This window comes from Arthrobacter sp. zg-Y877 (genome assembly GCF_030373105.1).
Classification (GTDB): domain Bacteria; phylum Actinomycetota; class Actinomycetes; order Actinomycetales; family Micrococcaceae; genus Arthrobacter_B.
In genome coordinates, this window is sequence record NZ_JAUCPU010000007.1 from 311,036 (window position 1) to 334,363 (window position 23,328).

Consider the following 23,328-nt stretch of genomic DNA (forward strand, 5'->3'; position numbering starts at 1 on the left):
GTCTTCTTGACCTACCAACCCTAGGCCCGGGGGAAGGCCCGCCGCCGTTTCTGCTGTCCTTGTGCTCCAATAAGGGGACGTGGGGTTGCCTTGGGACGGATTGTTGAAACGCCACCCCGCCCCGGGTAGCGTCGCCGTCGTAAAACCCGGGCGCGGTGTCCCGGACAACGCCTACCCAGGGGGATCCATGGCACATGCCCGGGCCACACCCGGCCGCCTGCGTCCCGGAGCAGCCGGAATTCTTGTAGCGCTTGCATCGTCGTCCGTGTTCGGGCTCTCCGGTTCCTTCGCGAAGTCGCTGCTGGAGACCGGCTGGACCTCCACCGGCGCCGTTGCTGTCCGGATGCTCGGGGCCGCCCTGGTGCTGGCCATTCCGGCCGCAGTTGCCCTGCATGGGCGCTGGAGCCAGGTGTGGACTAACTGGCGCACCATCGTGGTCTTCGGCTTCATTGGGGTGGCGGGATGCCAGTTCTTCTATTTCAACGCGGTGGAGCGCCTGTCCGTCGGCGTGGCCCTGCTGCTTGAGTTCCTGGCTCCGGTGCTTATGGTGCTCTGGCTGTGGGCGGTGACGCGCCGCCGGCCCGGCCTCCGCACGGTCCTCGGCGCGGTGGCCGCCGTGGCAGGACTCGTGCTGGTCCTGGATCTGGGCGGCAGCATCCGCGTCGACCCGGTGGGCGTGCTGTGGGGTCTCGCGGCAGCCGTCTGCCTGGCGGGCTATTTCTTCATCACCGCCAAACAGAACGATTCCCTTCCGCCCCTGGTGCTTGCCACGGGAGGCATGTTTGTCGGTGGGGCCACCATGGCCGTACTGGGCCTCGCCGGCGTCCTTCCGATGGCTGTGAGCACCGCGGATGTGGAGCTTGGCGGCTGGCAGACGGCCTGGTGGGTTCCGGTGGCCGGCCTGGTGCTTTTCTCCACGGTGCTGGCCTATGTCACCGGCATCATCGCGGCCCGTTCGCTGGGTTCACGGGTGGCTTCTTTCGTTTCCCTGACCGAGGTGCTGTTCGCGGTCCTGTGGGCGTGGCTGCTGCTGGCCGAACTGCCCCGGCCCGTGCAGCTGGCGGGCGGCGTCCTGATCGTCGCCGGCGTCGTGCTGGTCCGCTCCGACGAAACGGCGGGCCTTCCAGGCGAAGCAACGGCCGACGTCGAGCCCTACGCCTAGCCGCCGCTTAACCCTTCAATTCCCGCAACGCCCCGCAGGCCGCAAACACAGGGGACCGGGGACCGGCACCTGCTGGCCTTCCGTCGGCACTGGAGGGGCCTGGAGGAAGGCGGCTTTAATATTCCCGCGAGCTCTGCGAGCGGAGAATTTCGTTGCCGCCGTTCCAGGCCCCGTAGGGGCCCAAGGCCCCAAGCCCGCGCGCCTAGACCCCAGGCGCTTCAGCCACCAGGGGTGCGGAGACCTTGATTTCGCGCTTCAGGATCTTGCCCGTGGGGCCCTTGGGCAGCGCGTCGGTGAGCTCGATTCGGCGCGGATACTTGTACGCGGCCAACCGGTCCTTGGTGAACTGCTGGATGTCTGCGATCAGGGCCTCCCTCGCCGTGTCGTCAGCAGGCACGGCCTCTTCCCGGAGCCCCACCACGGCCACGATTTCCTCGCCGTGCAGCGGGTCGGGGATGCCGATGACCGCTGCTTCGGCCACCGCCGGATGTTCGTAGAGCACCTCTTCGATCTCCCGCGGATAGACGTTGTAGCCGCCGCGCAGGATCATGTCCTTCTTGCGGTCCACGATGTAGATGTTGCCCTCCTCGTCGAAGCGGGCGAGGTCCCCGGTCCGGAACCAGCCGTCCGGGATGGCAGCGGCGGTGGCGTCGTCGTTCTTCCAGTACCCCTTCATCACGCCGTCGCCGCGGACGGAGAGCTCCCCGATGTCGCCCGTCGGCACGTCGTTGCCGTCCGGGTCGAGCATCCGGACTTCCGTTCCGGCCACGGTCTTGCCGATCGAGCCGGGCCGCCGGTTCCCGCCGGGGACGTTGAAGGACACGATCGGCGCGGTTTCGGACAGGCCGTAGCCCTCCAGGAGTTCGATGCCGAAAACCTCCTCGAACTCGTGCAGGACTTCCAGCGGCATGGCGGACCCGCCGGTGATGGCTCCGCGCAGGGAAGAGAGGTTGGTGGTTTTCACTGACGGGTGGCGCAGCATGCCCACGTACATGGTGGGAACGCCTTCGAAGATGGTCACGCCGTCGCGTTCGATGATCTCCAGGGCCTTGCCGGCGTCGAAACGGGGCAGCAGGCTGATGGAGGCCCCGGAAAGGACCGAGGAGTTCAGGGCGGCGGTCTGGCCGAATACGTGGAAGAAGGGCAGTCCGCCGAAGTGGACATCCGTCTCCACGGTGTTCAGCAGGGACTGGGCCACGCGGGCGTTGCTGAGCAGGTTCCGGTGTGTGAGTGCGGCACCCTTGGGCCGTCCCGTGGTTCCGGAGGTGTAGAGGATCACCGCCGTGTCCTGGTCATCCACTTCGGCGACTTCCGTGCTGCTGTCCGCACCGGCCAGCAGCTGCAGGAACGCCCCGGAGTCCACGGACACCACGTCCACGCCGCCGGCTTCCTCAGCCCCGGCGGAGACTTCCGCAGCCACGCCCTCCCAGGCGAAGACGATCCGGGCACCGGAGTCCTGCAGGTGGTAGGCCACCTCGCGGGCCTTCAGCAGCGGATTCATGGGGACGACGACGGCGCCGTGGCGCAGCGCGCCGAAGTAAACGAAAGCCATCTGGGGAATGTTCGGCATCACCAGCGCAACACGGTCTCCGGGTACCACTCCCTTGCTGGCAAGGAGGCCGGCTACCTTGGCGCTCATGGCGTCCAGGGCCGCATAGGACACGACGGTGTCATCCAGTTTTAGGGCTGTACGCTCCGGAAAGCGTGCCGCCGTTTCGGTCAGGATGCTGGCGAGATTATGCATGGGGGAGATCTCCTTTGATCTGTGACGTAGGGGAAGTCTAGCCACTGCCGCTGGACGGGGAAGAACTTTCCGCACCGCGCGGGCTCACAAACCGGCGGTGGAAAACGTCTACCGTATGTGGAAGTGAAACCCTTTGAGCAGATTGTCCGCGAGCACGGTCCGGCCGTGCTGCGGGTCTGCCGTGCCGTCCTGGGCCCGGATGAGGCCGAGGACGCCTGGTCGGAGACGTTCCTCGCCGCGCTCGGCGCCTACCCGGACCTGCCCGACGGCGCCAATGTCCAGGCCTGGCTCGTCACCATCGCCAAGCGGAAGGCCGTGGACCAGCACCGCTCAGCCGCCCGGAACCCGCTGCCCGTGGACCTCATCCCGGAACGGGCGGCGGCCAATCCGCCGGACACCGACGGGCTGTGGGGGGCCTTGAAAACCCTGCCGGTCCGCCAGCGGGAGGCCCTGGCCTATCACCACCTCGCGGGTCTTCCCTACGCCGAAGTGGCCCGGCTGCTCGGCGGCAGCGAGGCCGCCTGCCGGCGGTCCGCCGCAGACGGCATGAAGAAACTACGCACCCTGTACAAGGAGGACCGCAATGGCATCCTGTGAGCCCTCCGGGGGCGGTCTCTCCGCCGCCGGCCTGCTGGACCCCGATCCGCACGAGGACGCGGTCCTGGCCGCGCTGCATGCGCGCCTTGCCGCCGAGGCGGAGCCGGCCGGGCTGCTGGACGTGGCCTACACGGTCATCGACAGTCCCGTGGGCCGGCTCGTCCTCGCGGCAACCGACGCCGGCCTGGTCCGGGTCGCGTTCGAATGTGAAGGGGTGGATACGGTGCTGCAGGACCTGAGTACCCGGATCAGTCCGCGGATCCTGGAAGCCCCCGGACGGCTGGCCCGTCCCGCCGCCCAGCTCCGCGAGTATTTCGACGGCACCCGCTACAGTTTTGACCTGGACCTGGACCTGCGGCTGACCGCCGGTTACCGGCGGACAGTGGTGGAGGCGTTGCAGGGCATTGGCTACGGGCACACCGCCACTTACGCCGGTATTGCCGCGCTGACCGGAAATCCGGGGGCGGTCCGGGCCGTGGGCACCGCCTGCGGACGCAATCCGCTGCCCCTGGTGATTCCGTGCCACCGGGTGCTGCGCTCGGACGGAACCACCGGCGGCTACCGCGGCGGTCCCGCTGCGAAGAAAATCCTCCTCGACCTGGAAGCTGCCGCATGAGTAACTCCCTGTTCCCGCGTGAACGTTCCGAACCCGCCGTCGGCGCGGTACATGTGCCCGGTTGGCTGCCGCCGGAGAAACAGCAGCACATCGTAGCGGCCTGCCGGCAGTGGGCCATCGGGCCGGTTCCCATGCGCGCGGCCGTCCTGCCGGGCGGGCACCCCATGTCCGTGCAGACCGTGTGCCTGGGCTGGCACTGGCAGCCCTACAAATACACGAGGACAGCCGACGACGTCGGCGGCGGACGCGTCGCGGAACTGCCCGACTGGCTGGTGGAACTGGGCCGCGACGCCCTCCGTGAGGCCTACCGGCAACCCGATGGCAGTTACGCCAGGGAGGACTTCCGGCCGGAAAACTACACTCCCGACACCGCGCTGATCAACTACTACGCGGAGGGCGCCCACATGGGCATGCACCAGGACAAGGACGAGAAATCCAGCGCGCCCGTGGTGTCCATCAGCATCGGGGACACCTGTGTTTTCCGGTTCGGCAACACCGAAACCCGGAACCGTCCCTACACCGACCTGGAATTGGAATCCGGAGACCTTTTCGTGTTCGGCGGCCCCTCCCGCTTCGCGTATCATGGCGTCCCGCGGACCTTGGCGGGCACCGCAGACCCGGCGTCGGGGCTGGCCTCGGGCCGGATCAACATCACCCTGCGCATGACCGGACTGGAGTGAGCGAAGACACCGCCGGCCGGCGGCGTTATGTACTGCAGCACCGCACCCCGTTCGCCTGGGAGCCCCTGGCGAATGCGCTGCAGGCGCACGCCGTACCCGGTTTGGAGCGGGTCACCCGGACCGACGGCGGCGCCACCGTGGAACGGCTGCTTGCGGCGGGGTCCGCTCCGGTCGCGGCGGCGGTGCACTTCGGGGATGCCGGGGTGGTCCTCGACCTGCCCGGACTGCCGGAACCGGAGGAAGCGGCCCTGACCGCGATAGTCCGGGCGTGGCTGGACCTGGACGCGGACCCAGCCGTCGTGGATCCGTTCCTCGCCGGGTTCGAACTGCTGGAGCCCCTGGTGCGGCGGCACCCCGGGCTGCGGGTGCCAGGCTCCACGGATGGCTTCGAGACCGGGGTCCAGACTGTCCTGGGGCAACAGGTATCCCTTGCCGCTGCCCGGACATTCGGATCGCGGTTGGTCGCGGCCTTCGGGGAGCCGGGGCCCGCCGGGCTGTCCGCCTTTCCCTCGGCAGAGCGGCTGGCTGCCGTTCCGGCTGCGGACATCCAGTCCGCAGTGCGGATCACGCATGCCCGGGCCCGGACCGTCTCTGCCCTGGCAGGGGCAGTAGCCGGAGGACTGCCGCTGCACGCCGGTGCGGAACCCGGAGCCGTACGGGCCGGGTTGCTGGCCCTGCCTGGAATCGGACCCTGGACGGCCGACTATCTGGCCGTGCGGGTACTGGGGGACCGCGACGCGTATCCGGCTGACGACCTGGTGCTCAAGCGGGCGCTGGGAGTGGGATCCGGACGCGAGGCTGCCCGGCTTTCGCAGCCGTGGCGTCCGTGGCGCTCCTACGCCTTGTTCCATCTGTGGACCTCGGCCGCCTATGCTCCCGCGGTGCCCGCCGGCGCTGCCGGGTAACGTTCCGCCGGCGGCGGCACCGGTTCAGGTGCCCAGCAGCGAAAAGACAAGGGAGAACGCCGCCGGACCGCCCTGGACCAGGGACAGTTTCCCCATCCTCCGGTCGCTGAGCACCAGGACCACAGAGGCGAGCAGCATGCAGGCCGTGGTGAACGTCATCAGGGTCAGCCCGGCCACGGCGTTGCCGGCGAAGAGCAGGACCACTCCCAGCCCGGCACCCACCGCCAGGAAGAGGTTGTAGAACCCCAGGTTGTAGGCCAGCTGGGCCGTGGCGGCAGCATTGGACCCCCGCAGCTGAAAGACCGCGGCGGTTTCGGGTTCCGCCCAGCGCAGCGACTCGAGCATAAAGAAGTAGAAAGCCACCGCGGCGGCCACGACGGCAAAGATGGCTGCGGCTATCAGCACGGGTACTCCTCGAACGTTGCGGCCGCGGAGCCGCCCGGCGCTGACGCGCCGAACCGGATTAAATCCGCAGTGCCGTCAATCGTGACAGCCGGCAATGCCGGCGCTCAAGGGTGAAGGGGGCTTTCGGTTGGCGGAGGGAGCCAAAATCCGGCTAGCCTTGAATGAGCGGAAGAACCAGCCGCTGCCTCCTGCGGCGTTGGACGCCGAAGCCCCCTTGTGGAAGGACACCCCTTGCGCCCAATCCGCCCCGCCCGTTCCCTGGCCACGGTGGTGCTGGCATCGCTTGCCCTTACCTCATGCGGATCCGACTATCCCCTTGGCGATGCCCAGCGGGAGGCGGCCGAGAACAGTACTTCCAACCTCAGCGGAGTGCTCTCCGGCGCCGGATCGAGCGCACAGGGGCCGGCAATGGATTCCTGGATCGCCGGTTTCGGCACGCTGCACCCCAAGGTCCAGCTCCAGTACTCCCCGGACGGCTCAGGTGCCGGACGCAGCGCCCTGCTGGCCGGTGCGGTGAACTTCGCCGGTTCGGACGCCTATCTGCAGGACGAAGAGCTGGAAGATGCCAAAACGGTGTGCGGCCCCGACGGTGCCCTGGACATTCCGGCCTACATTTCCCCGATTGCCGTAGCGTTCAACCTCCCCGGCATCGAATCGCTGAACCTGGATGCCGACACCATTGCCCGGATTTTCCGCGGCGGGATTGAGGCCTGGAACGATCCGGCCATCGCGGCCCTGAACCCGGACGTGCAGCTGCCCTCCACACGGATCACCCCGGTCAGCCGTGCCGATGATTCGGGCACCACGGAGAACTTCACTGAATACCTGCACGAGGTAGTGCCGGAGGCCTGGCCGGACGCCCCGTCCGGAACCTGGCCGGGCGGGCTGCAGGGGGAGAACGCGCAGGGAAGCTCCGGCGTCGTCAGTACCGTGACGCGTACCGAGGGAGCCGTGACCTATGCCGATGACTCGGTGATTGACGATTCCATGGGCACCGCCAACCTGCTGGTCGGCAGCGAATTCGTGCCGATCAGTGCCGAGGCGGCGAGCACCGCCGTCGAGCAATCCACGCGGGTCCCCGGACGGGGAAAGAATGACATTGCGCTCCAGCTGGACCGGCGGACCACCGCGCCCGGCGCCTATCCGCTGGTACTGGTTTCCTACCAGATCTACTGCAGCTCGTACGCCGACGAGGCCCTTGTGGAACGCGTGCGGACCTTCGGCCAGTATGTGGTCAGCAGTGAGGGCCAGCAGACCTCTGCGGACGCGGCAAAGAGCGCACCCATCCCCGAATCCCTGGCCCAAGAGGCCCATGCCGCCTTGGAATCCATCACCGTCCGCGACTAGGCCTGGACCGCTCCGGTACTACCTGCCGGTAGCACTGGAGCTGCGGCTGCCCCTCTTTCGGTGCCCTCTTGCGCCCCCCCGGTGCCGGTGTCACCGTGGATTTACGCAACGCTGAAGGGGGCTGCAGTGGAACCTATCCGAATCGAGCGCTGGTGGCCGTACCTGGACAGCTCCGCCAAGGATTGGCTGAGGAACAACCTCCGCCAGGACGGCCTGCCGCCCAAGGTCCAGGACCGGATCGCCGAGGCCGGCGGACCGGTGATGGACCCCATCCTGGCTGAGCCGGACTGGGCCTTTATCGAACTGGATACCCAGGCCGTCGAGTGACGAAGTACGTGGTTAAAAGGCCGCCCGAGGCCGGGTGCCGGGAGAAGGGGTCTGGTAGATTGACGCCCATCCTTTTGCCTAAGGCGGCTCATCATGACCAAACTCAGCGAAGAGTTCCTTTCCGACCTGCCGGCGTCCCTGCCGCGGCCCGAATATGACCGTTCCCGTCTGACCACCGGCATTGTGCACTTCGGGGTTGGGGGATTCCACCGGGCACACGAGGCGATGTACCTGGACCGGTTGATGAACCAGGGCAAGGCCCTGGACTGGGCCATCTGCGGCGTGGGGGTGCTGCCCTCCGACGCCGCGATGAAGACCGTTATGGATAGCCAGGACTGCCTGTACACCCTGGTCCTGAAGCATCCGGACGGCGTCCGGGAAGCGCGGGTGATCGGGTCCATTGCCCAGTACCTGTACGCACCCGAGGACCCCGAGGCGGTCATTGAAAAAATGGCTGCTCCGGCCACCCGAATCGTCTCCCTGACCATTACCGAGGGCGGCTACAACATCAGCGACACGACGGGCGAGTTCGACGCCGGAGCCCCGGAAATCGCGGCGGATCTGCTGCCCGGCGCTGTTCCCGCTACGGTTTTCGGCCTCGTCACCGAGGCTCTCCGGCGCCGCCGCAGCCGCGGACTTGAACCGTTCACGGTCATGTCCTGCGACAACCTACCGGGCAACGGCGAAGTGGCCAGGAAGGCATTCGGCGAATTTGCACGGTTACTGGACCCGGAACTGGGGGAGTGGGTGCAGGAGTCCGTACCGTTCCCCTCCTCCATGGTGGACCGGATCACTCCCGCAACAACCGATGCGGACCGTACCTCGATTGCCGCGGAATTCGGCGTGGAGGATGCCTGGCCGGTCGTCGCAGAAGACTTTGCCCAGTGGGCACTGGAGGATGATTTTCCGCAGGGCCGCCCCCCGTGGGAGGACGCCGGCGTGAGCATGGCGGCCGATGTGGAGCCGTATGAGCGGATGAAACTGCGCCTGCTGAACTGCGGCCACCAGGGGTTGGCCTATCTGGGCTACCTGGCCGGCTACCGGTACGTGCATGAAGCAGTCCGGGACCCGCAGTTGGCGCAGTTCCTGCTGGAGTACATGGACCGCGAAGCCACCCCCACTCTGCTTCCCGTACCGGGCGTGGACCTGGACGCCTACAAGCTGCGCCTGCTGCAGCGCTTCGGCAACGAACATGTCCGGGATACCCTCGCCCGCCTGTGCGCCGAAAGTTCGGACCGGATTCCGAAGTGGCTGGTGCCGGTAGTCCGGGACAACATTGCGGCCGGCGGCGAGGTTTCCCGTTCCGCCACCATCATTGCCGCCTGGGCGCGGTACGCCGAGGGAGTGGATGAGGCCGGTGTTCCTATCCGCGTGGTGGACAACCACCGCGACGAAGTGATGGCTGTGGCCGCCCGGAACCGGGAAGACCCGCTGGCCTTTGTCTCACAGCAGCATTTCTTCGCCAACCTGGCCCGGGAACCGCGCTTCACAGACCCATACCTTGCCGCACTGGATACCCTGCACAGGAGCGGGGCCAAGGCAGCCATCGCGGAACGGGTGGATTAACCGGTACACCGCCCTGCAGCCTGATGACACCTAGTCGACGAAGTGCGTTGTCACTGTCTGGGAGGTTACGGACTGCACTACGCGCTCAGCGAGCTCCCGGAGTTTCACGTTTCGGTTGCCGGAGGCACGGCTCAGGATCTCGAAGGCTTCGTCCTGGCCGCACTTGTTCTGGGCCATCACGATTCCAACGGCGAGGTCGATGGTGGTCCGGGCCTGCATGGCCGTCCGGAGGTGGTTGGCGGTGCTCCTGTGCCGGGCGATCTGAACGGCTATCCGCAGGGTCACCGCAGCCTCTGCGGCAAATGCATCTGCTGTCCGGATGACCTCGGGAGTGAAGTACCCCGGCTCCCGGGCGTAGAGGTTCAACCCGGCGCCCCCGTCGCTGCCGAGGAGAAGCGGGACGCCGAGGATGGAATAGAACCCGCGGTCACGGATGGCGTTGGTATAGTCCGGCCACCGCGAGTCGGTGCGGACATCTTCGACCAGCACGGTTTTTCCCGTTCGCGAGGCCCGCATGCACGGACCGTCCCCGAAGCCGTACTGGACTTCGTCCAGTGCACGGGCGGCCTCACTGCTGCTGGCTACGGTGGCACCCTGCTTATTCCGCAGCAGGGTGACGCCGGCCAGGACTTCGACGTCGCTGCTGAAAAGCTCCGCGGCATGGGAGACAAAGCCTTCGAGGAAGAACTCCACCGATTCGGTCTGCAGGAGAAGCTGCTGCAGTTCAGCGGCAACGGAGTGCTGCTCGGAGGATAAGTTCATGGGTCGACTCTATCGCCGCCCGTGAGCGTCCCGCCAATGTCGTTCCCTGCGCCGGCATCACGTGGTGTCCGTCAGGCCGGCCTCCTTCTCCCTGCTCCAGTTCCGCGCGTAGACCCCGATGAGCGCCTCCTGGCGAAGCGTGAATCCGAGCCGGTTGAGCAGGCCGTGCGCCTGGTACACCGTAAGGTGCTGCGCGCTGCGGCTGGCTCCGGCCTTGTCTGCCCGGTACAGGTATGTGTCGATGGTCCGCAGCCAGCGGCGGCGCCAGTTCATCACGGCGGATTCGGATGCCGTGGCCATCATCAGCCGGTGCACGGGCATCAGCTGTGCCTGCGCCTGCGCACCCGTTGCCTTCTGGACTCCGGCGGCCCGGGGATCCGAGGCTGTGCAGCTGTGGAGGTGGCTGTCCCAGTAGTACTCCCAGGAGACCCGACGGCGGTCCGGCCAGGTGGACGCCCGCGGCCCCTTCATCATGGCGTACGCGGAATCAAAGAGCAGCAGCGAAGCCAGTGCGGAGCGGTTCTGTGCCTTCCCGAACCGTGCGGTGGCCCAGAGGCAGAGATCCGAAGAAAGCTCGAAGACCTCCTCTGCGAGGGCCAGCCCTTCCACTCCGCCGTAGCGGGCCAGATCAGCCTCCGCCGAAGGCAGCAGGGCGTCCGTCCCCACTGTCCGGTCCAGGACCGGTTCGTTGAACTCATGCACTGCCGCTAGGCTGCGGACCGGATCCCCGGACTGTTCCTGCAGGGCTCCCAACAGGGACTTTAACCGGTCCAGGGTTTCCGAGGGGGCCAGTATCCGCAGCCGGAGCTGCGCATTCGACGGCTGCATTCTCCGGGTGTAGAACCACCGCTTGGTTCCCCACAGCCTCGCCTGCGCAACCAGGGGGGTGACAAGGTCACTAATGATCCGGTCGGCCAGATCGAAGGTGCCGGCATCAACGGTCAGGTTCCACCAGAGGAGGTGGGTAGAAGGGGGAGAAGCCGGGCGAAGTGTGGCTGGCTGGCTCATGGCCATCCTTTCGGTACTGTTCGTGCAGGGCCACCCCACCCGGAACGCCTTTTGGAGCGACTCCCGGGATGGAAGTCTTTCCCACTTGGATGGCCATGTCCACCAGCCGGAAATCCTCTCCGCGAAGACGGTCGGAACCCATGCCGAAGTGCCCGATTCGTAGTAGTATCTCCTGCCGTCCGCACACCCCCCCCGTGGAGGTGAGGCGGTACCGGCCGCCGCCGCTGGCGGAGCACACGGAACCACCCGGGCGCCATGCCGTGTCACATTCCCGCCTTTTGCAAGTTGGCTGATAAATTCATTTGCCGGGCACAATGCGCAATCGTATTAATAACTGCGGGTCCCGGGAAAAGTCCCTGCATAACTTGTTCTTTCTAAAGGTCGGCATGCCCCCTCATTCCCGCCGTTTTCCGCGCATCCCCTGGCAGCGGACGTCCATTCCCGACTTGTCGACCCTTTTCCACCTTGCCCCGTCCGGGCACGTTCTTATATCTCCCCAAGGCGTCATTCTCGAAACAAACTCCACATTTGCCGCGTGGGCTGGAAGGGACCGGCGGGCGTTGGAGGGAACCCTTTTCGTCGACCTTCTGTCACCCGAGGACCTGCTGGAATACCAGCGCTGGAGTGCAGCATTGACTTCCGGACCTGCGGTGAACCTCAGTGTCGACTTCCAGGGACCCGGCAACACCAGGCTGCCGGCCTATATTTCGGCGGCCCGGATCCCCTCCCGCACCGGCACCCTTGATTTGGTCACCGTATTCCCCGTGCCCGGGCGGCGCCGGTATGAACGCGACCTGGTGGAGGCACTCCAGCAGGCGGAGGCCGCCGAAGCCGCCAGGGGTGCTGCCGAACAGCGGGCACTGCAGCGGGAATCCCTGCTGCAGACCATCCTGGACACGGTGGATGTGGGGGTGCTCGTGGTTGATGACGAGGGCAGGGAAATCCTCGCCAACGCCATGATGGAAAACGCCCGGTCATTAATCCCGTCGGATGGGTCCCCCACCTTCGGAGGCGGCACGTGGCCCATCTATGGGCGGGACCGGAAAACCCTGATACCGGACGAGCAGCGTCCCATCAGCCGGGCGATTGCCGGGGAGTCCTTCTCGGAGCAGATCGTCTGGATCGGCACCGGGCAGGGCCAGATGGCCGTCAGCGTAAGTGCGCGGACGGTCCGGGACGGCAGCGGCTTCAGGGGATCGGTCCTGGCCTTCAGCGACGTCACCCAGCTGGTGCGTGCACTGGCGGCCCAGGCCGAATTTGTCGGGAACGTTTCCCATGAACTCCGGACGCCGCTCACCTCCATTCTCGGCTACCTCGACATGGCCCTGGAGGCGGAGGTGCAGCTGCCAAACACCGTCGAATCGGCCCTGCAGACGGCAGTCCGGAACGCCGAACGGCTGCTGCAGCTGGTCACGGACCTGCTTTCAGTAGCGTCCGGCAGCGCTGCGCTGGACCTGCAGGAAACCGGACTCGCCCCCCTGGTCCACGCCGCCGTCGATTCCTTCGGCGCCCGGGCCAGCGTCAACGGGGTGGAATTCAGTGTTGAGGTCCCCGCAGACCTGCGGGCGGTGGTGGACAGCGGCCGGATCAGGGAGGTGCTGGAAAACCTCGTTTCCAACGCGGTCAAGTATTCGCCCGACGGCGGCACGGTGCGGGTGCGCGCCCGGCGGCAGGACGACTCCGTCGTCATCGAGGTGGCCGACCCGGGCATCGGCATGACAGTGGAGGAGCAGGAGCAGGTCTTTACCCGGTTCTTCCGGTCCGGCGGGGCACTGACTGCCGCCATCCCCGGGGCTGGACTCGGGCTGGTGATTACCCGACGGATTGTGGAAGAACACGGGGGAAGCATCGGCTTCAGCAGTGAAGCCGGCCAGGGAACCGTGTTCACCGTGGAGCTTCCGGCCGATGGGCCCGAACGGGGCTTGCAAACTTACTAAGTCTGCTTATTGTTAAGGGGCCAGATCCGGCTTCTGACGAGGAGACGCCCAGTGCGAGCAATGGTGTACCGAGGACCATACAAGGTGAGGGTCGAAGAGAAGGACATCCCGCCGATAGAACATCCCAACGATGCGATCGTGCGGGTCACCCGGGCGGCAATCTGCGGCTCCGACCTGCACCTTTACCACGGCCTGATGCCCGACACCCGGGTCGGGCACACCTTTGGGCACGAGTTCATCGGTGTGGTCGAAGAGGTTGGGCCGTCGGTGCGGAACCTCAAAGCCGGCGACCGCGTGATGGTTCCCGCCAACATCTACTGCGGGTCCTGCTACTTCTGCGCGCGGGGACTGTATTCGAACTGCCATAACGTAAACCCGAACGCCACCGCCGTCGGCAGCCTGTACGGATATTCGCACACCACCGGAGGGTACGACGGCGGCCAGGCGGAATTCGTGCGGGTCCCGTTCGCCGACGTCGGACCCTCCATCATTCCTGACTGGATGGACGAAGAAGACGCACTCATGTGCACTGACGCACTGGCCACCGGCTACTTCGGCGCCCAGTTGGGCGACATTGTCGAGGGCGACACCGTGATTGTCTTCGGCGCCGGACCGGTGGGACTGTACGCCGCGAAGTCCGCCTGGCTGATGGGGGCCGGCCGGGTCATTGTCATTGACCACCTGGACTACCGGCTGGAAAAGGCCAGGACCTTCGCCCATGCCGAGACCTACAACTTCACCGAGTATGACGACATTGTGATGCAGATGAAGAAAATCACCGACCACCTCGGTGCCGATGTCGCGATCGATGCGGTGGGGGCGGAGGCGGACGGCAATTTCCTGCAGCACGTCACCTCCACCAAGCTCAAACTGCAGGGCGGCTCGCCCGTGGCGCTCAATTGGGCCATCGATTCGGTGCGCAAAGCCGGCACCATTTCCGTTATGGGTGCCTACGGGCCGATGTTCAGTGCGGTGAAGTTCGGCGACGCCATGAACAAGGGCCTGACACTGAACATGAACCAGACTCCGATGAAGCGGCAGTGGCCGCGCCTGTTCGAGCACATCCAGGCCGGCTACCTCAAGCCCAGCGAGATCATCACGCACCGGATTCCGCTGGAACACATTGCCGAGGGCTATCACATGTTCTCAGCCAAGCTGGATAACTGCATTAAGCCCGTCATCATCCCCGGATCCTGAAAGGAAGGACGCCGCCATGCCGTACACGCCGCAAAAGCCCGCCCTGACCCCCACCAGCGAGGAACTGCGCGCCCGGATCCCGGGGTGGGGCGCGGATCTTGATCCCAAGGACCGCCCCGCCGTCCCCAAACTGCAGTTCGACCCGACCCTCAGCGGTGCGCACTGGGAATTCCCGGTGCGGCAGGAGGAAAAGTATCCCCGGGAACGGTCGATCGAGCACAAGTTCCTCACTCCCGTGTTCGGGACTTCCTGCCCGCCCAAGGGGCTCTCCGGGGTGATGCGCCGGTACGCCTACCGCCGGTTCAGTGAGGCCCGTGCGGCGCACTGGTTGATCCTGCTGGCAGCTGACCGGGTGGACGCTGTGGAAAGCCACCTGGCGTCCTTCGCCACCCTGCACCCGGACAACCCGGTCACGGAGACCGGCATCCTCAGCGAGTTCTCCCGCCACGGCTACTCCTCCCGGGTTGGCCGGAAGCGGGCGGACGTAAACCACCAGTGGATTGATCCGATCCTCGTCGGCGGTCCGTGGCTGCTGGCCGGTGCCGGGGCGGCCACCGCCGTCGGTGCAGTGGTGCGGCGGCTGCGGAAGTGACTCCGTTCAGAAGTGACTCCGTTCAACAGTGGACCGGGTTCCAGCCCGGAGGAATACTGGAAAGGTCCGGACCGGTTGAAACACTAAACAGGTGAATCGATGGTGACGGGAGATCATGGACGGCAGGGGTGCGGAGCAGTACCGGCGCAGGATGGAGCGGGCCGCGCGGATGAGGGCGGCAGCTGCCGGCGGCGGGCTCGACGAAGCGGACGTTGAGCAGGCGGCCGCTGAGGACGAGCTGCAGCACAAACGCCGGAAGGTCGACGACGCCGCGAAGGCGGATTACCTGGTCCGCGACGCCATGGCGCGGGGCGACTTCGACAACCTCAAATATGCAGGCAAGCCCATTCCGAACCTCGGTGACGGCCACGACCCGGACTGGTGGATCAAGGGGCTGATGCAGCGGGAGAACGTGACCGGGCTGGGACCTCAGGCCATCCTGCTCCGCACCGAAGACGCCGAACTGGACGCCCGGCTGGACACGCGGTGGACCGAAAGGCAGGTCCGGGAAATCGTCGAGGATTTCAATGCGCGGGTCATCGATGCCCGCCGCCAGCTCGAAGGCGGTCCGCCCGTCATCACCCAGCCCCGCGAAGTTGAACGGGAAGTGCAGCGCTGGCGGGACCGGAAGGCGGCGGCCGCCGAGAATGAAGCCGCCGCCGCTCCGGTCCCGGAGCAGCGGCGGCCGTGGTGGAAACGCAGGCGCTAGACCGTGGTGGCGTCGTGCACTTCGCCCACCAGCTCTTCAATGATGTCCTCGAGGAAGAGCACGCCGGTGGTGGTGCCCTTGGCATCGAAGACCCTCGCCACATGCGCGCCGGTACGGCGCATGGTGGCCAGGGCATCTTCCAGCTCGCTGCCCCGGTAAGCCGAGGCCAGCCGGCGGATCCGCTTGGCCGGCACCGGCGCGGCGAATTCGTCCGGCGTGGTGAGGTCCATAACGTCCTTCAGGTGAAGGTAGCCGTCGGGGTCGCCGTCGTCGTTGGTGAGGATGTAGCGCGAGTACCCGTGGACGTCCACGGCCTGCTGCAGGTCCGCCGGGGTGGCGGTCTCGGGCAGCAGCACCATTTGGCTGATCGGAACCTCGACGTCGGCCACGGTTTTTTCCGTGAACTCGAACGCCGCGGTCAGGGTGCCGCTGCGGTCCGAGAGGACCCCGTCGCGGGTGGACTGCTCCACGATGTTCGCAACCTCGTCCAGGGTGTAGGCGCTGGTTGCTTCATCCTTGGGCTCTACCTTGAACAGGCGCAGGACTCCGTTGGCAATGCCGTTCAGGGTCCAGATGACCGGACGGACAATGCGGGACACCATCACCAGGGGCGGAGCGAGCAGCAGTGCGGCGCGGGTGGGGACGGAGAACGAGATGTTCTTCGGCACCATTTCGCCCACCACCACGTGCAGGAACGTCACCACGAGCAGCGCCACCACAAAGGCAATGATGCCGATGGCGTCCGCGGACAGCGGCGTCAGGCCCAGCGGGATCTCCAGCAGGTGGTGGATGGCCGGTTCCGAGACGTTCAGGATGACCAGGGAGCAGACGGTGATGCCGAGCTGGCTGGTGGCCAGCATCAGGGTGGCGTGTTCCATCGCCCACAGCGTGGTTTTCGCGGCCTTGCTTCCAGCTTCGGCCTTGGGCTCAACCTGCGACCGGCGGGCCGAGATGACCGCGAATTCAGCGCCCACGAAGAAGGCGTTGACCACCAGCAGCACTACGAGCCAGATGATTCCGGGCAGGTATTCACTCATGGGTCAGTTCCTTGGTCAGCGAGTCGACAATGCGGTCATGCGCGCTCACCGGAGTTTCCAGTGAACCGGACGGGGTGAAGCGCAGGCGTTCGATGTGGTTTCGGACCACCCGCTCCACGCGGAGGGTGCCACCCTCGATCTCCACTTCGTCGCCCAGTTCCGGCAGACGGTCCAGTTCGTCGGTGACAAATCCGGCGATGGTGTCGTATTCCTCGCCGTCGGGAACCTCGACGCCGGTGCGGTCCAGGAGTTCGTCGGGCCGCAGTGAGGCGTCGAACGTGATGGCGCGGCCCGTGCGGACGACGCCGATTCGTGCCCGGTCGTGTTCGTCCTCGAGTTCGCCGACGATTTCCTCCACGAGGTCTTCGAGGGTGGCAATGCCGGCGGTACCGCCGTGCTCGTCGGAAACGATCGCTACCTGCAGGCCTTGGGCCCGCAGCAGTCCCAGCAGGGTATCGACGCCCATGGACTCGGGTACATGCAGCGGTTCCACCATGAGCTCTGCAGCGGTGACCGACGTCCGTGCAGCCAGCGGAACCGCGAAGGCCTGCTTGAGGTGGAGGACGCCGAGGACATCATCCGAGTCCCGTCCGATCACGGGGAAGCGGGAATAACCGGTTGCCGTAGCAACGGCGACAATCTGCTCGGCAGTATCGGACTCGTGTACCGTCCGCATGCGGACCCGGGGGGTCATAACGTCCGCAGCGGAGTGGTCCGCAAAGCGCAGGGTCCGGTTCAGGAGCACGGCGTGGTCCAGGTCCAGCACGCCTTCCAGGGCGGAGCGGCGGACCAGGGAGCTGAGTTCTTCGGCGCTTCGGGCGCCCGACAGTTCTTCCTTGGGTTCGATGCCGAAGGACCGGATGATCGCGTTCGCGGTGTTGTTGAACAGCAGGATCACTGGCTTGAATACCGTGGTGAAGACGGTCTGGAACGGCACCACCAGCTTCGCGGTGGCCAGCGGGAGGGTCATGGCAAAGTTCTTGGGAACCAGCTCACCGATAATCATCGAGAAGACGGTGGCGAGGAAAATGCCGGCAACGGCGCCGATTCCCGGCACCATCCCCTCGGGGAGGCCCAGGGTGGTGAGCGGGGAGCGCAGCAGGGAGCTGATTGCCGGCTCAAAGGTGTACCCGGTCAGCAGTGTGGTCAGCGTAATGCCGAGCTGGGCGCTGGAAAGATGGGTGGAGGTGATCTTCAGCGCGTTGATGGTGGGATTAAGGCGCTTCTCGCCCTGGTCGCGGCGGGCTTCAAGCTCTGCGCGGTCCAGGTTGACGAGGGAAAACTCGGAGGCGACAAACAGTCCCGTGCCGACGGTGAGGAGCAAACCTACGCCGACCATGAGCCATTCATACATGGGGCTGCCCCTCTCTCGTAATAGCCGGTGCAGCCGGGGTGAACACAGTCTGCAACACGGTCAGGACGGGGAGGGGCATGGGTTTATGTGAGGGAGGGTCATCCATAGTCCAAGAAATAATACAGGACGGACCTGCGGCCCATTCCAAGGTGCGTCCCTGGAAGCAGCCGGTATCCGCGACGAACCGGCTACCAGCTGCCCTGGTCGTGCCTGTACGTCGGTTCATGGTTGGTGGAGGCCGCCACCCGGTGCTGGCGCACCAGACAAAACGGGTCATAGATTTCAATTCCCAGGCGGCCGGTGCCGGGCACAGGCCGGTAAAAACACGTACAGGGAAAATTCACGGGCGCCTTTCCGGGCCCACGGCATCAAGGCCCTCGAAGTTCTCTTAATCCGCAGCGGACGGCCTGCCGGGAGGCGGAAGCCGTCCTACTTTCCTTGATACAACGCCACCCCACCCGGATTCAAAACGGGCCTGCGGGTGCGCCCCCGGCCTCCCGGCCGGCACTGCGCCGGGCGGGAGGGCCGGGGGAGGGGACTAGCTGGTGGCCAGCTCCGGCTCCGGCTCCGAGACGGTTTCCAGCAGGACGGAATCGAGCAGGTCGCCGGCTTCCTCACCGGACGAGGAGCGGGCCAGGGCAAGTTCGGAGACGAGCAGTTGGCGCGCCTTGAGCAGCATCCGCTTCTCCCCGGTGGACAGCGGGTGGGTACGCTCGCGGCACCACAGGTCGCGGACAACTTCAGCGATCAGGTGAAGCTCGCCGGTGGACATCTTGCCTTCATTAGCTTTGAAGCGGCGGGACCAGTTATCCGGTTCCATCCCCACCGGACCGCGCAGCACTGCAAACACGGCCTCCACGCCGTCTTCGTCGATGACACGGCGGACGCCCACGTCTTCGGCGTTGTCCGCCGGAAGCTTGATGGTCAGTTCGGTGGCATGCACGCGGAAGGTCAGCGTTTCACGCTCGACTCCCTTGACGGTCATGGGCGAAATGTCGGTAACGGTAACGGCGCCGTGGTGCGGGTACACCAGGGTCTGCCCGACGGTGAAATTCAAAATGACGTTCCTCTGTTGGTTCCGGAATTGCTTCGGAAGCGGCTCCCAAGACCGCTTGGACCTGTCCAGGCCGGTCACGGGTGAGGTGGCGGCTGGACGGGCGGGCAATAGAGAAGGAGTCAATTTCCAGGCGAGGGGTGCGGATACTGCTCGGATGATTGACGGATTAAGTCATTAACTGTCCGCCCGCGGTGCCCACGCTGTTCAGCTAGCTTATCCTCCCTGCGCAAGTGCCTTTTTCGAGGCGTAAAAACAATGAGGCATTTCACCGGTGGTCCGCGCCGCGGGAGGAGTCTTCCAGGCGCGGTACTGCCTAGGGGGCGGGGCGCAGTTGCTAGGATGGCGCGGTGTCTAACAGGGTCATCATGATGTGCGCGCGGACCGCCGCAGCGGAAGGGCAGGTGGGCCGTGCGGCCTGCACCGCGGCCTTTGCTGCCTCCGCCCTTACGCGCCCGGAACGGTGCGCTCCTTCCTGCTGACGAAAGCCTTGAAAGACATCATGGAACCCCTGACTGAATCAACCATCCGCAAATCCTTCGTTAACGCCAGCCGCTCGGAGGTGGCCGCGATGAACCTCCCCGCCGGTTTCGCGGACCTGGAGTGGGAACACCTGGACCAGCTGGGCTGGCGGGACCACAAAATGCCCCAGCGCGCCTACCTGGTCCTGCCGGTGGACGGGAAAGCTGTCGGTGTGCTGCTGCGCGCTCCGGAGTTGAGTGCGCCCAAGAACCGCCGGGTCATGTGCGCCCTCTGCCAGGACGTCTATTCCGAAGAGCCGGTCTTCCTCTATGTAGCCCGCCGGGCGGGGCAGCGCGGCCGCGACGGCAACACGGTGGGAACACTCATTCACGCGGACTTCACCTGCTCCGCAAACGTCCGTGCGGCGGTTCTGCCTAATCCCATCCATCCCGATCCGGAACTGGTGATTGCCGAGCGGATCTCGGGCCTGCGTGAGCGCAGCGGGCAGTTTATGCGAAACGTCATGGCCCGGTAAGGCGCCTGCCCGGGGAGCTCAGGCGTCGCTGCGGGCGGCGTCGGGGTCCCCGGGCGCCTCCCTGCGTCTCTGCGCCACCAGCTCCTTGGTCCGCACCAGCCGCAGTGCCGTGACCAGCACCAGCCCGCCGAGCATGTTGAAGAGCAGGGTGTAGCCGAACCAGCCGAGCCATTCCAGATACGTGATTTCGGCCCCGGAGACGATGGCACCGAAGATCAGCAGTGAATCCAGGATTGAGTGGAAGAGCTGGAGGCCGGCCAGCAGGAAACCGCCGATTACCGTTGCCACGATCTTGGCCGGATCCGAGGAGGTGCCCTGCTGCATCCGGCTCATGAGGGTGATGGTGCTGCCGCCCAGGACCGCCAGCGCGACGGTCTGGAGCGAAAAGGGCGCCTCCGTGAAGTGGAGTGCCGACGTTGCCACTGTCGGAGACCACTGGGGGAAGGCCTGCATCACAATCCACATGAAGATCCAGCCGCCGGCCAGGTTGGCCAGCAGGGTTCCACCCCAGAGCTTCGCCAGGGCTTTGACGCTGCCTTCCTTGGCCGCGACGGCGGCGACCGGCATCAGGAAGTTCTCGGTAAACAGCTCGCTGTGTGCCAGGAAGAGGGCAATCAGGCCGACGCTGAACGCCAGGCCCGCCAGCAGGTGGTCGCCGGTCTCATGCATAACGGCCAGATACGCCATCACGCCCAGACCAACCTCCATGCCGCCGAATACTCCGGTCACCAGGATCGTCCGGAGGGTACGGTGCAGCCGTTCGGCACCTTCCGTCACGGTGTTATCAAATGACTGCTTGAGTTCGTCCTCCACCGGTGCCGAGGATTCTCCGATTTCCCTGCGGCGTTCCTCGCTCATGACGTCCTTTCAGTGCGGAAATGCTGTGCGCCTACCTATGCAACCATAAGCCTGCTGATGATGCCGCAGGGTCCGCTGCGGCCCCGGCTTCACCCCCTGACTCCCGCCGGCCGAAAATACCGGAGGCAAAACCGCCCTTTGCGCTTACGCTTGTGCCAGCCACCAGAGCCACCAGAGCCAAAGGACGTACCCATGGCAGACGTACTGTCCCGGTTCCCCGCCGGAGCTCTTCCGCGCCTGGCGCACCCGGACGGCGGTCCCATCCGGGCGTTGGTGGTGGACGACGAGGCAGCCCTCGCCGAGCTGGTGGGCATAGGTCTGCGGACGCTGGGCTGGAATGTCATTACCGCCGGTGATGGACCGGGTGCGGTTGCTGCGGCGCGGGAGTTCTGCCCCGACGTCGTTGTGTTGGACGTGACGATGCCGGGCGCTGACGGTCTGGAGGCCCTGCAGAAGATCCGGTCGTTTTCTCCGCAGGTTCCCGCTTTGTTCCTGACCGCCAAGGACGCGGTGGAGGACCGCATCCTGGGTCTGGCCGCCGGAGGGGATGACTACGTAACCAAGCCGTTCAGCATGGAAGAGCTGCGGCTCCGGCTGCACCGGCTGGTGCAGCGTTCCGGAGTTACGGCGTCGGACTCCGCGGAACTGGTGGTTGATGACCTGGTGATGAACCTGGAAAGCCATGAAGTCACCAGAGGCGGGGAGGAGATTGCCCTCTCCAACACCCAGTGGGAGCTGCTCCGGTACCTCATGGAAAACCCCCGGCGGGTGCTGAGCAAGGCCCAGATCCTGAGCCACGTCTGGAACTACGATTTCGGCGGCCAGGCGAACATCGTGGAACTGTACATTTCCTACCTGCGCAAGAAGATCGACGCCGGACGCCCGCCCATGATCCACACGGTCCGGGGTGTCGGTTACGTACTCAAACCGGTGGCCCCGTGAGCGGGAAGGCACGGCACGCAGCTGGGGGGAGAGCCGAACTGCGCAGCCATCCCCTGCGTACCAAGCTGATCCTCGCCACTTTGGCCCTCCTGACGGCCACCTGCGCGGCACTGGGGCTGTTCAGCCATGTCGCCATGAGCCGGTATCTCACCGGAGTGCTCGACGACAGCCTGGAACGTGCCGCGGGGAGGGCAGGGTTCAGCCCGGGCCAGGCCGGTGAACAGAACCAAGCCCCCGGGACGGGTAGGGCACAGGACCCAGCCGGTGCGGACAACGGAACGGGAGCAAAGGGAAACGGCACCCAGTACGGACGGCGCCCGGGTTCGTTCAATGTCGTTGTTGAGGACGGATTGCCTCGTCGATCCAGTCTGGTGCTTGAGGACGGAAGCGCGGAGTTCCTGACTGCGGCAGACCTGGAATTGCTGGCTGCCGCCGACCCCGGCAGCAGCCCCGGCAATATCGACCTGTCCAGCGGGCGTTACCGGGTGGATGCCTTCGCGTCGCCTTCCGGCACGGCGGAGGGGATGTTCGTCACCGGACTCTCGACTGGGCCGCGGGACCGCACCCTTGCGTCGCTGGATATCACCATGGTTGTCCTGTCCCTCGCGGGACTGCTTGTCACCGGGTTCACGGGCACGGTGATCATCCGCCGGTCGCTGCGGCCGCTGGACAAACTTGCTGCCGTCGCAACGTCGGTGTCGAAGCTCCCGCTGGCTTCCGGGGAGGTGGAAATTCCCGTCCGGGTCCCCGAAGCGGCCGCCCGGCCGGGGTCGGAAGTGGGAACCGTGGGGTCAGCCCTGAACGGAATGATCGACCACGTCACCAATGCGCTGCGTGCCCGGCAGGCGAGCGAAACAAAGGTGCGGCAGTTCGTGGCGGATGCCAGCCACGAACTGCGTACTCCGCTGACCGCCATCCGCGGCTATACGGAGTTGGTCCTACTCAGCGAACACGTCAGTCCGCCGGGCCGGGCTGCCCTGGAACGGGTGGACAGTGAATCAAGGCGGATGTCCGCCCTGGTCGAAGACCTGCTGCTGCTTGCCCGCCTGGACGAGGGCCAGCGTGGTGAGCCGGCAGAGGTTGACCTCACCGAGCTGATTATTGAGTCGGTGAGCGATGCGCAGGTCTCCGCCCCGGAGGATCAATGGACACTGACTCTGCCCGAGGAGCCGGTGACTGTGTCCGCCGTTGACGCGGAACTCCGGCAAATCCTGATTAACCTGCTGTCCAACGCCCACCGTCACACACCCCCGGGTACCCGGGTGGACGTCGGACTTCAGTCGGGGTCCGCGTGGGTGACTCTGACGGTGACGGATGACGGCCCGGGCATCGACCCGGACTTCATCGATTCACTATTCTCCCGGTTCAGCAAGGCCGACTTCGCGCGAACCCGCGGTTCGGGCAGCAGCACGGGACTTGGCCTCGCCATTGTCTCCGCCCTCGTCACAGCCAACAGGGGGACGGTCGACGTCGAAAGTAAACCCGGCCGAACCTGTTTCACGGTAGTGCTGCCACTGGCGGGGACCCGCTGA

General features: G+C 65.9%; 24 protein-coding genes. 16 read left to right on the forward strand and 8 right to left on the reverse strand.

Features of this window, described 5'->3' with window-relative positions:
• The first annotated feature begins 187 nt into the window (after nucleotides 1–187).
• Nucleotides 188–1,162 carry an EamA family transporter gene (locus QNO03_RS12295; RefSeq protein WP_289603483.1) on the forward strand — a complete coding sequence of 325 codons (975 nt, stop codon included), beginning with the start codon at nucleotides 188–190 and terminating at the stop codon, nucleotides 1,160–1,162.
• Between the two features lie 202 nt (nucleotides 1,163–1,364).
• Here QNO03_RS12295 and QNO03_RS12300 read toward each other — a convergent pair whose 3' ends face one another.
• Nucleotides 1,365–2,906, reverse strand: a complete 1,542-nt coding sequence (locus QNO03_RS12300) for a long-chain-fatty-acid--CoA ligase (protein ID WP_289603484.1) — start codon at nucleotides 2,904–2,906, stop codon at nucleotides 1,365–1,367.
• Nucleotides 2,907–3,023: 117 nt separating this feature from the next.
• Between QNO03_RS12300 and QNO03_RS12305 the strand changes: the two genes are divergently transcribed.
• From QNO03_RS12305 to QNO03_RS12320, 4 genes are read left to right on the forward strand one after another with little or no spacing between them, the layout of a single operon-like run.
• The gene (locus QNO03_RS12305) at nucleotides 3,024–3,503 is read left to right on the forward strand and encodes an RNA polymerase sigma factor (RefSeq protein WP_289603485.1); all 480 of its coding nucleotides are present in this window, start codon (nucleotides 3,024–3,026) and stop codon (nucleotides 3,501–3,503) included.
• Complete coding sequence (locus tag QNO03_RS12310; RefSeq protein WP_289603486.1) at nucleotides 3,490–4,119, forward strand: methylated-DNA--[protein]-cysteine S-methyltransferase; 630 nt, start codon at nucleotides 3,490–3,492, stop codon at nucleotides 4,117–4,119. Before QNO03_RS12305 ends, QNO03_RS12310 begins: the two co-directional genes overlap by 14 nt.
• The gene (locus QNO03_RS12315; protein ID WP_289603487.1) at nucleotides 4,116–4,799 is read left to right on the forward strand and encodes an alpha-ketoglutarate-dependent dioxygenase AlkB family protein; all 684 of its coding nucleotides are present in this window, start codon (nucleotides 4,116–4,118) and stop codon (nucleotides 4,797–4,799) included. Before QNO03_RS12310 ends, QNO03_RS12315 begins: the two co-directional genes overlap by 4 nt.
• On the forward strand, nucleotides 4,796–5,704 hold the full coding sequence (locus QNO03_RS12320; protein WP_289603488.1) for a DNA-3-methyladenine glycosylase family protein: 909 nt from the start codon (nucleotides 4,796–4,798) through the stop codon (nucleotides 5,702–5,704). Before QNO03_RS12315 ends, QNO03_RS12320 begins: the two co-directional genes overlap by 4 nt.
• Before the next feature lie 24 nt (nucleotides 5,705–5,728).
• Here QNO03_RS12320 and QNO03_RS12325 read toward each other — a convergent pair whose 3' ends face one another.
• Nucleotides 5,729–6,109: a DUF1304 domain-containing protein gene (locus QNO03_RS12325; RefSeq protein WP_229946095.1), complete on the reverse strand. Its 381-nt coding sequence runs from the start codon at nucleotides 6,107–6,109 to the stop codon at nucleotides 5,729–5,731.
• A 231-nt stretch (nucleotides 6,110–6,340) separates the two neighbouring features.
• Between QNO03_RS12325 and pstS the strand changes: the two genes are divergently transcribed.
• The 3 genes from pstS (at nucleotide 6,341) to QNO03_RS12340 (ending at nucleotide 9,349) form a co-directional block, all read left to right on the forward strand.
• Complete coding sequence (gene pstS, locus QNO03_RS12330) at nucleotides 6,341–7,456, forward strand: phosphate ABC transporter substrate-binding protein PstS (protein ID WP_289603489.1); 1,116 nt, start codon at nucleotides 6,341–6,343, stop codon at nucleotides 7,454–7,456.
• Nucleotides 7,457–7,582: 126 nt separating this feature from the next.
• Complete coding sequence (locus QNO03_RS12335; protein ID WP_229946101.1) at nucleotides 7,583–7,783, forward strand: hypothetical protein; 201 nt, start codon at nucleotides 7,583–7,585, stop codon at nucleotides 7,781–7,783.
• A 93-nt stretch (nucleotides 7,784–7,876) separates the two neighbouring features.
• Nucleotides 7,877–9,349, forward strand: coding sequence for a mannitol dehydrogenase family protein (locus QNO03_RS12340; RefSeq protein WP_229946103.1), 1,473 nt, complete (start codon nucleotides 7,877–7,879; stop codon nucleotides 9,347–9,349).
• A 30-nt stretch (nucleotides 9,350–9,379) separates the two neighbouring features.
• On the opposite strand, the gene QNO03_RS12345 is transcribed toward QNO03_RS12340, so the two are convergent.
• Nucleotides 9,380–10,111, reverse strand: coding sequence for a GAF and ANTAR domain-containing protein (locus tag QNO03_RS12345; protein ID WP_289603490.1), 732 nt, complete (start codon nucleotides 10,109–10,111; stop codon nucleotides 9,380–9,382).
• Nucleotides 10,112–10,168: 57 nt separating this feature from the next.
• Nucleotides 10,169–11,119: a lantibiotic dehydratase C-terminal domain-containing protein gene (locus QNO03_RS12350; protein ID WP_229946108.1), complete on the reverse strand. Its 951-nt coding sequence runs from the start codon at nucleotides 11,117–11,119 to the stop codon at nucleotides 10,169–10,171.
• Between QNO03_RS12350 and QNO03_RS12355 the strand changes: the two genes are divergently transcribed.
• The 5 genes from QNO03_RS12355 (at nucleotide 11,118) to QNO03_RS12375 (ending at nucleotide 15,554) form a co-directional block, all read left to right on the forward strand.
• Nucleotides 11,118–11,282 (forward strand): hypothetical protein, encoded by a 165-nt coding sequence (locus QNO03_RS12355; protein WP_289603491.1) that lies wholly within the window; start codon nucleotides 11,118–11,120, stop codon nucleotides 11,280–11,282. The genes QNO03_RS12350 and QNO03_RS12355 overlap by 2 nt on opposite strands.
• 223 nt (nucleotides 11,283–11,505) lie before the next feature.
• A complete protein-coding gene (locus QNO03_RS12360; protein WP_229946111.1) occupies nucleotides 11,506–13,056 on the forward strand; it encodes a sensor histidine kinase in 1,551 nt (516 codons plus the stop codon).
• 51 nt (nucleotides 13,057–13,107) lie between these two features.
• A complete protein-coding gene (locus tag QNO03_RS12365; RefSeq protein WP_289603492.1) occupies nucleotides 13,108–14,253 on the forward strand; it encodes a zinc-dependent alcohol dehydrogenase in 1,146 nt (381 codons plus the stop codon).
• 16 nt (nucleotides 14,254–14,269) lie between these two features.
• The gene (locus QNO03_RS12370; RefSeq protein ID WP_229946115.1) at nucleotides 14,270–14,845 is read left to right on the forward strand and encodes a hypothetical protein; all 576 of its coding nucleotides are present in this window, start codon (nucleotides 14,270–14,272) and stop codon (nucleotides 14,843–14,845) included.
• A gap of 115 nt (nucleotides 14,846–14,960) precedes the next feature.
• On the forward strand, nucleotides 14,961–15,554 hold the full coding sequence (locus QNO03_RS12375) for a DnaJ family domain-containing protein (RefSeq protein WP_289603493.1): 594 nt from the start codon (nucleotides 14,961–14,963) through the stop codon (nucleotides 15,552–15,554).
• Here QNO03_RS12375 and QNO03_RS12380 read toward each other — a convergent pair.
• The 3 genes from QNO03_RS12380 to QNO03_RS12390 form a co-directional block, all read right to left on the reverse strand.
• A complete protein-coding gene (locus tag QNO03_RS12380) occupies nucleotides 15,551–16,591 on the reverse strand; it encodes a hemolysin family protein (RefSeq protein ID WP_289603494.1) in 1,041 nt (346 codons plus the stop codon). The two genes, QNO03_RS12375 and QNO03_RS12380, sit on opposite strands and share 4 nt — an antisense overlap.
• Nucleotides 16,584–17,945, reverse strand: a complete 1,362-nt coding sequence (locus QNO03_RS12385) for a hemolysin family protein (RefSeq protein WP_289603495.1) — start codon at nucleotides 17,943–17,945, stop codon at nucleotides 16,584–16,586. The genes QNO03_RS12380 and QNO03_RS12385 overlap by 8 nt, the downstream gene beginning before the upstream one ends.
• Before the next feature lie 538 nt (nucleotides 17,946–18,483).
• Nucleotides 18,484–19,002 (reverse strand): CarD family transcriptional regulator, encoded by a 519-nt coding sequence (locus tag QNO03_RS12390; protein ID WP_229946124.1) that lies wholly within the window; start codon nucleotides 19,000–19,002, stop codon nucleotides 18,484–18,486.
• A gap of 499 nt (nucleotides 19,003–19,501) precedes the next feature.
• On the opposite strand from QNO03_RS12390, the gene QNO03_RS12395 reads away from it, so the two are divergent.
• Nucleotides 19,502–19,996: an FBP domain-containing protein gene (locus tag QNO03_RS12395; protein ID WP_229946126.1), complete on the forward strand. Its 495-nt coding sequence runs from the start codon at nucleotides 19,502–19,504 to the stop codon at nucleotides 19,994–19,996.
• An 18-nt stretch (nucleotides 19,997–20,014) separates the two neighbouring features.
• Here the strand turns inward: QNO03_RS12395 and QNO03_RS12400 are convergent, their stop codons facing one another.
• On the reverse strand, nucleotides 20,015–20,854 hold the full coding sequence (locus tag QNO03_RS12400) for a formate/nitrite transporter family protein (RefSeq protein WP_289603496.1): 840 nt from the start codon (nucleotides 20,852–20,854) through the stop codon (nucleotides 20,015–20,017).
• A gap of 192 nt (nucleotides 20,855–21,046) precedes the next feature.
• Between QNO03_RS12400 and QNO03_RS12405 the strand changes: the two genes are divergently transcribed.
• Nucleotides 21,047–21,796 (forward strand): response regulator transcription factor, encoded by a 750-nt coding sequence (locus QNO03_RS12405; protein ID WP_289603497.1) that lies wholly within the window; start codon nucleotides 21,047–21,049, stop codon nucleotides 21,794–21,796.
• A complete protein-coding gene (locus tag QNO03_RS12410; RefSeq protein ID WP_289603498.1) occupies nucleotides 21,793–23,328 on the forward strand; it encodes a HAMP domain-containing sensor histidine kinase in 1,536 nt (511 codons plus the stop codon). Before QNO03_RS12405 ends, QNO03_RS12410 begins: the two co-directional genes overlap by 4 nt.

What these genes read in the sequence shown, in the direction of transcription:
- QNO03_RS12300 (WP_289603484.1), bottom strand. Translation starts at nt 2,906, where the DNA reads ATGCATAATCTCGCCAGCATCCTGACCGAAACGGCGGCACGCTTTCCG.
- QNO03_RS12375 (WP_289603493.1), top strand. Translation starts at nt 14,961, where the DNA reads ATGGACGGCAGGGGTGCGGAGCAGTACCGGCGCAGGATGGAGCGGGCC.
- QNO03_RS12345 (WP_289603490.1), bottom strand. Translation starts at nt 10,111, where the DNA reads ATGAACTTATCCTCCGAGCAGCACTCCGTTGCCGCTGAACTGCAGCAG.
- QNO03_RS12295 (WP_289603483.1), top strand. Translation starts at nt 188, where the DNA reads ATGGCACATGCCCGGGCCACACCCGGCCGCCTGCGTCCCGGAGCAGCC.
- QNO03_RS12400 (WP_289603496.1), bottom strand. Translation starts at nt 20,854, where the DNA reads ATGAGCGAGGAACGCCGCAGGGAAATCGGAGAATCCTCGGCACCGGTG.
- QNO03_RS12385 (WP_289603495.1), bottom strand. Translation starts at nt 17,945, where the DNA reads ATGTATGAATGGCTCATGGTCGGCGTAGGTTTGCTCCTCACCGTCGGC.
- QNO03_RS12405 (WP_289603497.1), top strand. Translation starts at nt 21,047, where the DNA reads ATGGCAGACGTACTGTCCCGGTTCCCCGCCGGAGCTCTTCCGCGCCTG.
- QNO03_RS12355 (WP_289603491.1), top strand. Translation starts at nt 11,118, where the DNA reads ATGGCCATCCTTTCGGTACTGTTCGTGCAGGGCCACCCCACCCGGAAC.
- QNO03_RS12380 (WP_289603494.1), bottom strand. Translation starts at nt 16,591, where the DNA reads ATGAGTGAATACCTGCCCGGAATCATCTGGCTCGTAGTGCTGCTGGTG.
- QNO03_RS12340 (WP_229946103.1), top strand. Translation starts at nt 7,877, where the DNA reads ATGACCAAACTCAGCGAAGAGTTCCTTTCCGACCTGCCGGCGTCCCTG.
- QNO03_RS12370 (WP_229946115.1), top strand. Translation starts at nt 14,270, where the DNA reads ATGCCGTACACGCCGCAAAAGCCCGCCCTGACCCCCACCAGCGAGGAA.
- QNO03_RS12350 (WP_229946108.1), bottom strand. Translation starts at nt 11,119, where the DNA reads ATGAGCCAGCCAGCCACACTTCGCCCGGCTTCTCCCCCTTCTACCCAC.
- QNO03_RS12360 (WP_229946111.1), top strand. Translation starts at nt 11,506, where the DNA reads ATGCCCCCTCATTCCCGCCGTTTTCCGCGCATCCCCTGGCAGCGGACG.
- QNO03_RS12310 (WP_289603486.1), top strand. Translation starts at nt 3,490, where the DNA reads ATGGCATCCTGTGAGCCCTCCGGGGGCGGTCTCTCCGCCGCCGGCCTG.
- QNO03_RS12315 (WP_289603487.1), top strand. Translation starts at nt 4,116, where the DNA reads ATGAGTAACTCCCTGTTCCCGCGTGAACGTTCCGAACCCGCCGTCGGC.
- QNO03_RS12395 (WP_229946126.1), top strand. Translation starts at nt 19,502, where the DNA reads ATGGAACCCCTGACTGAATCAACCATCCGCAAATCCTTCGTTAACGCC.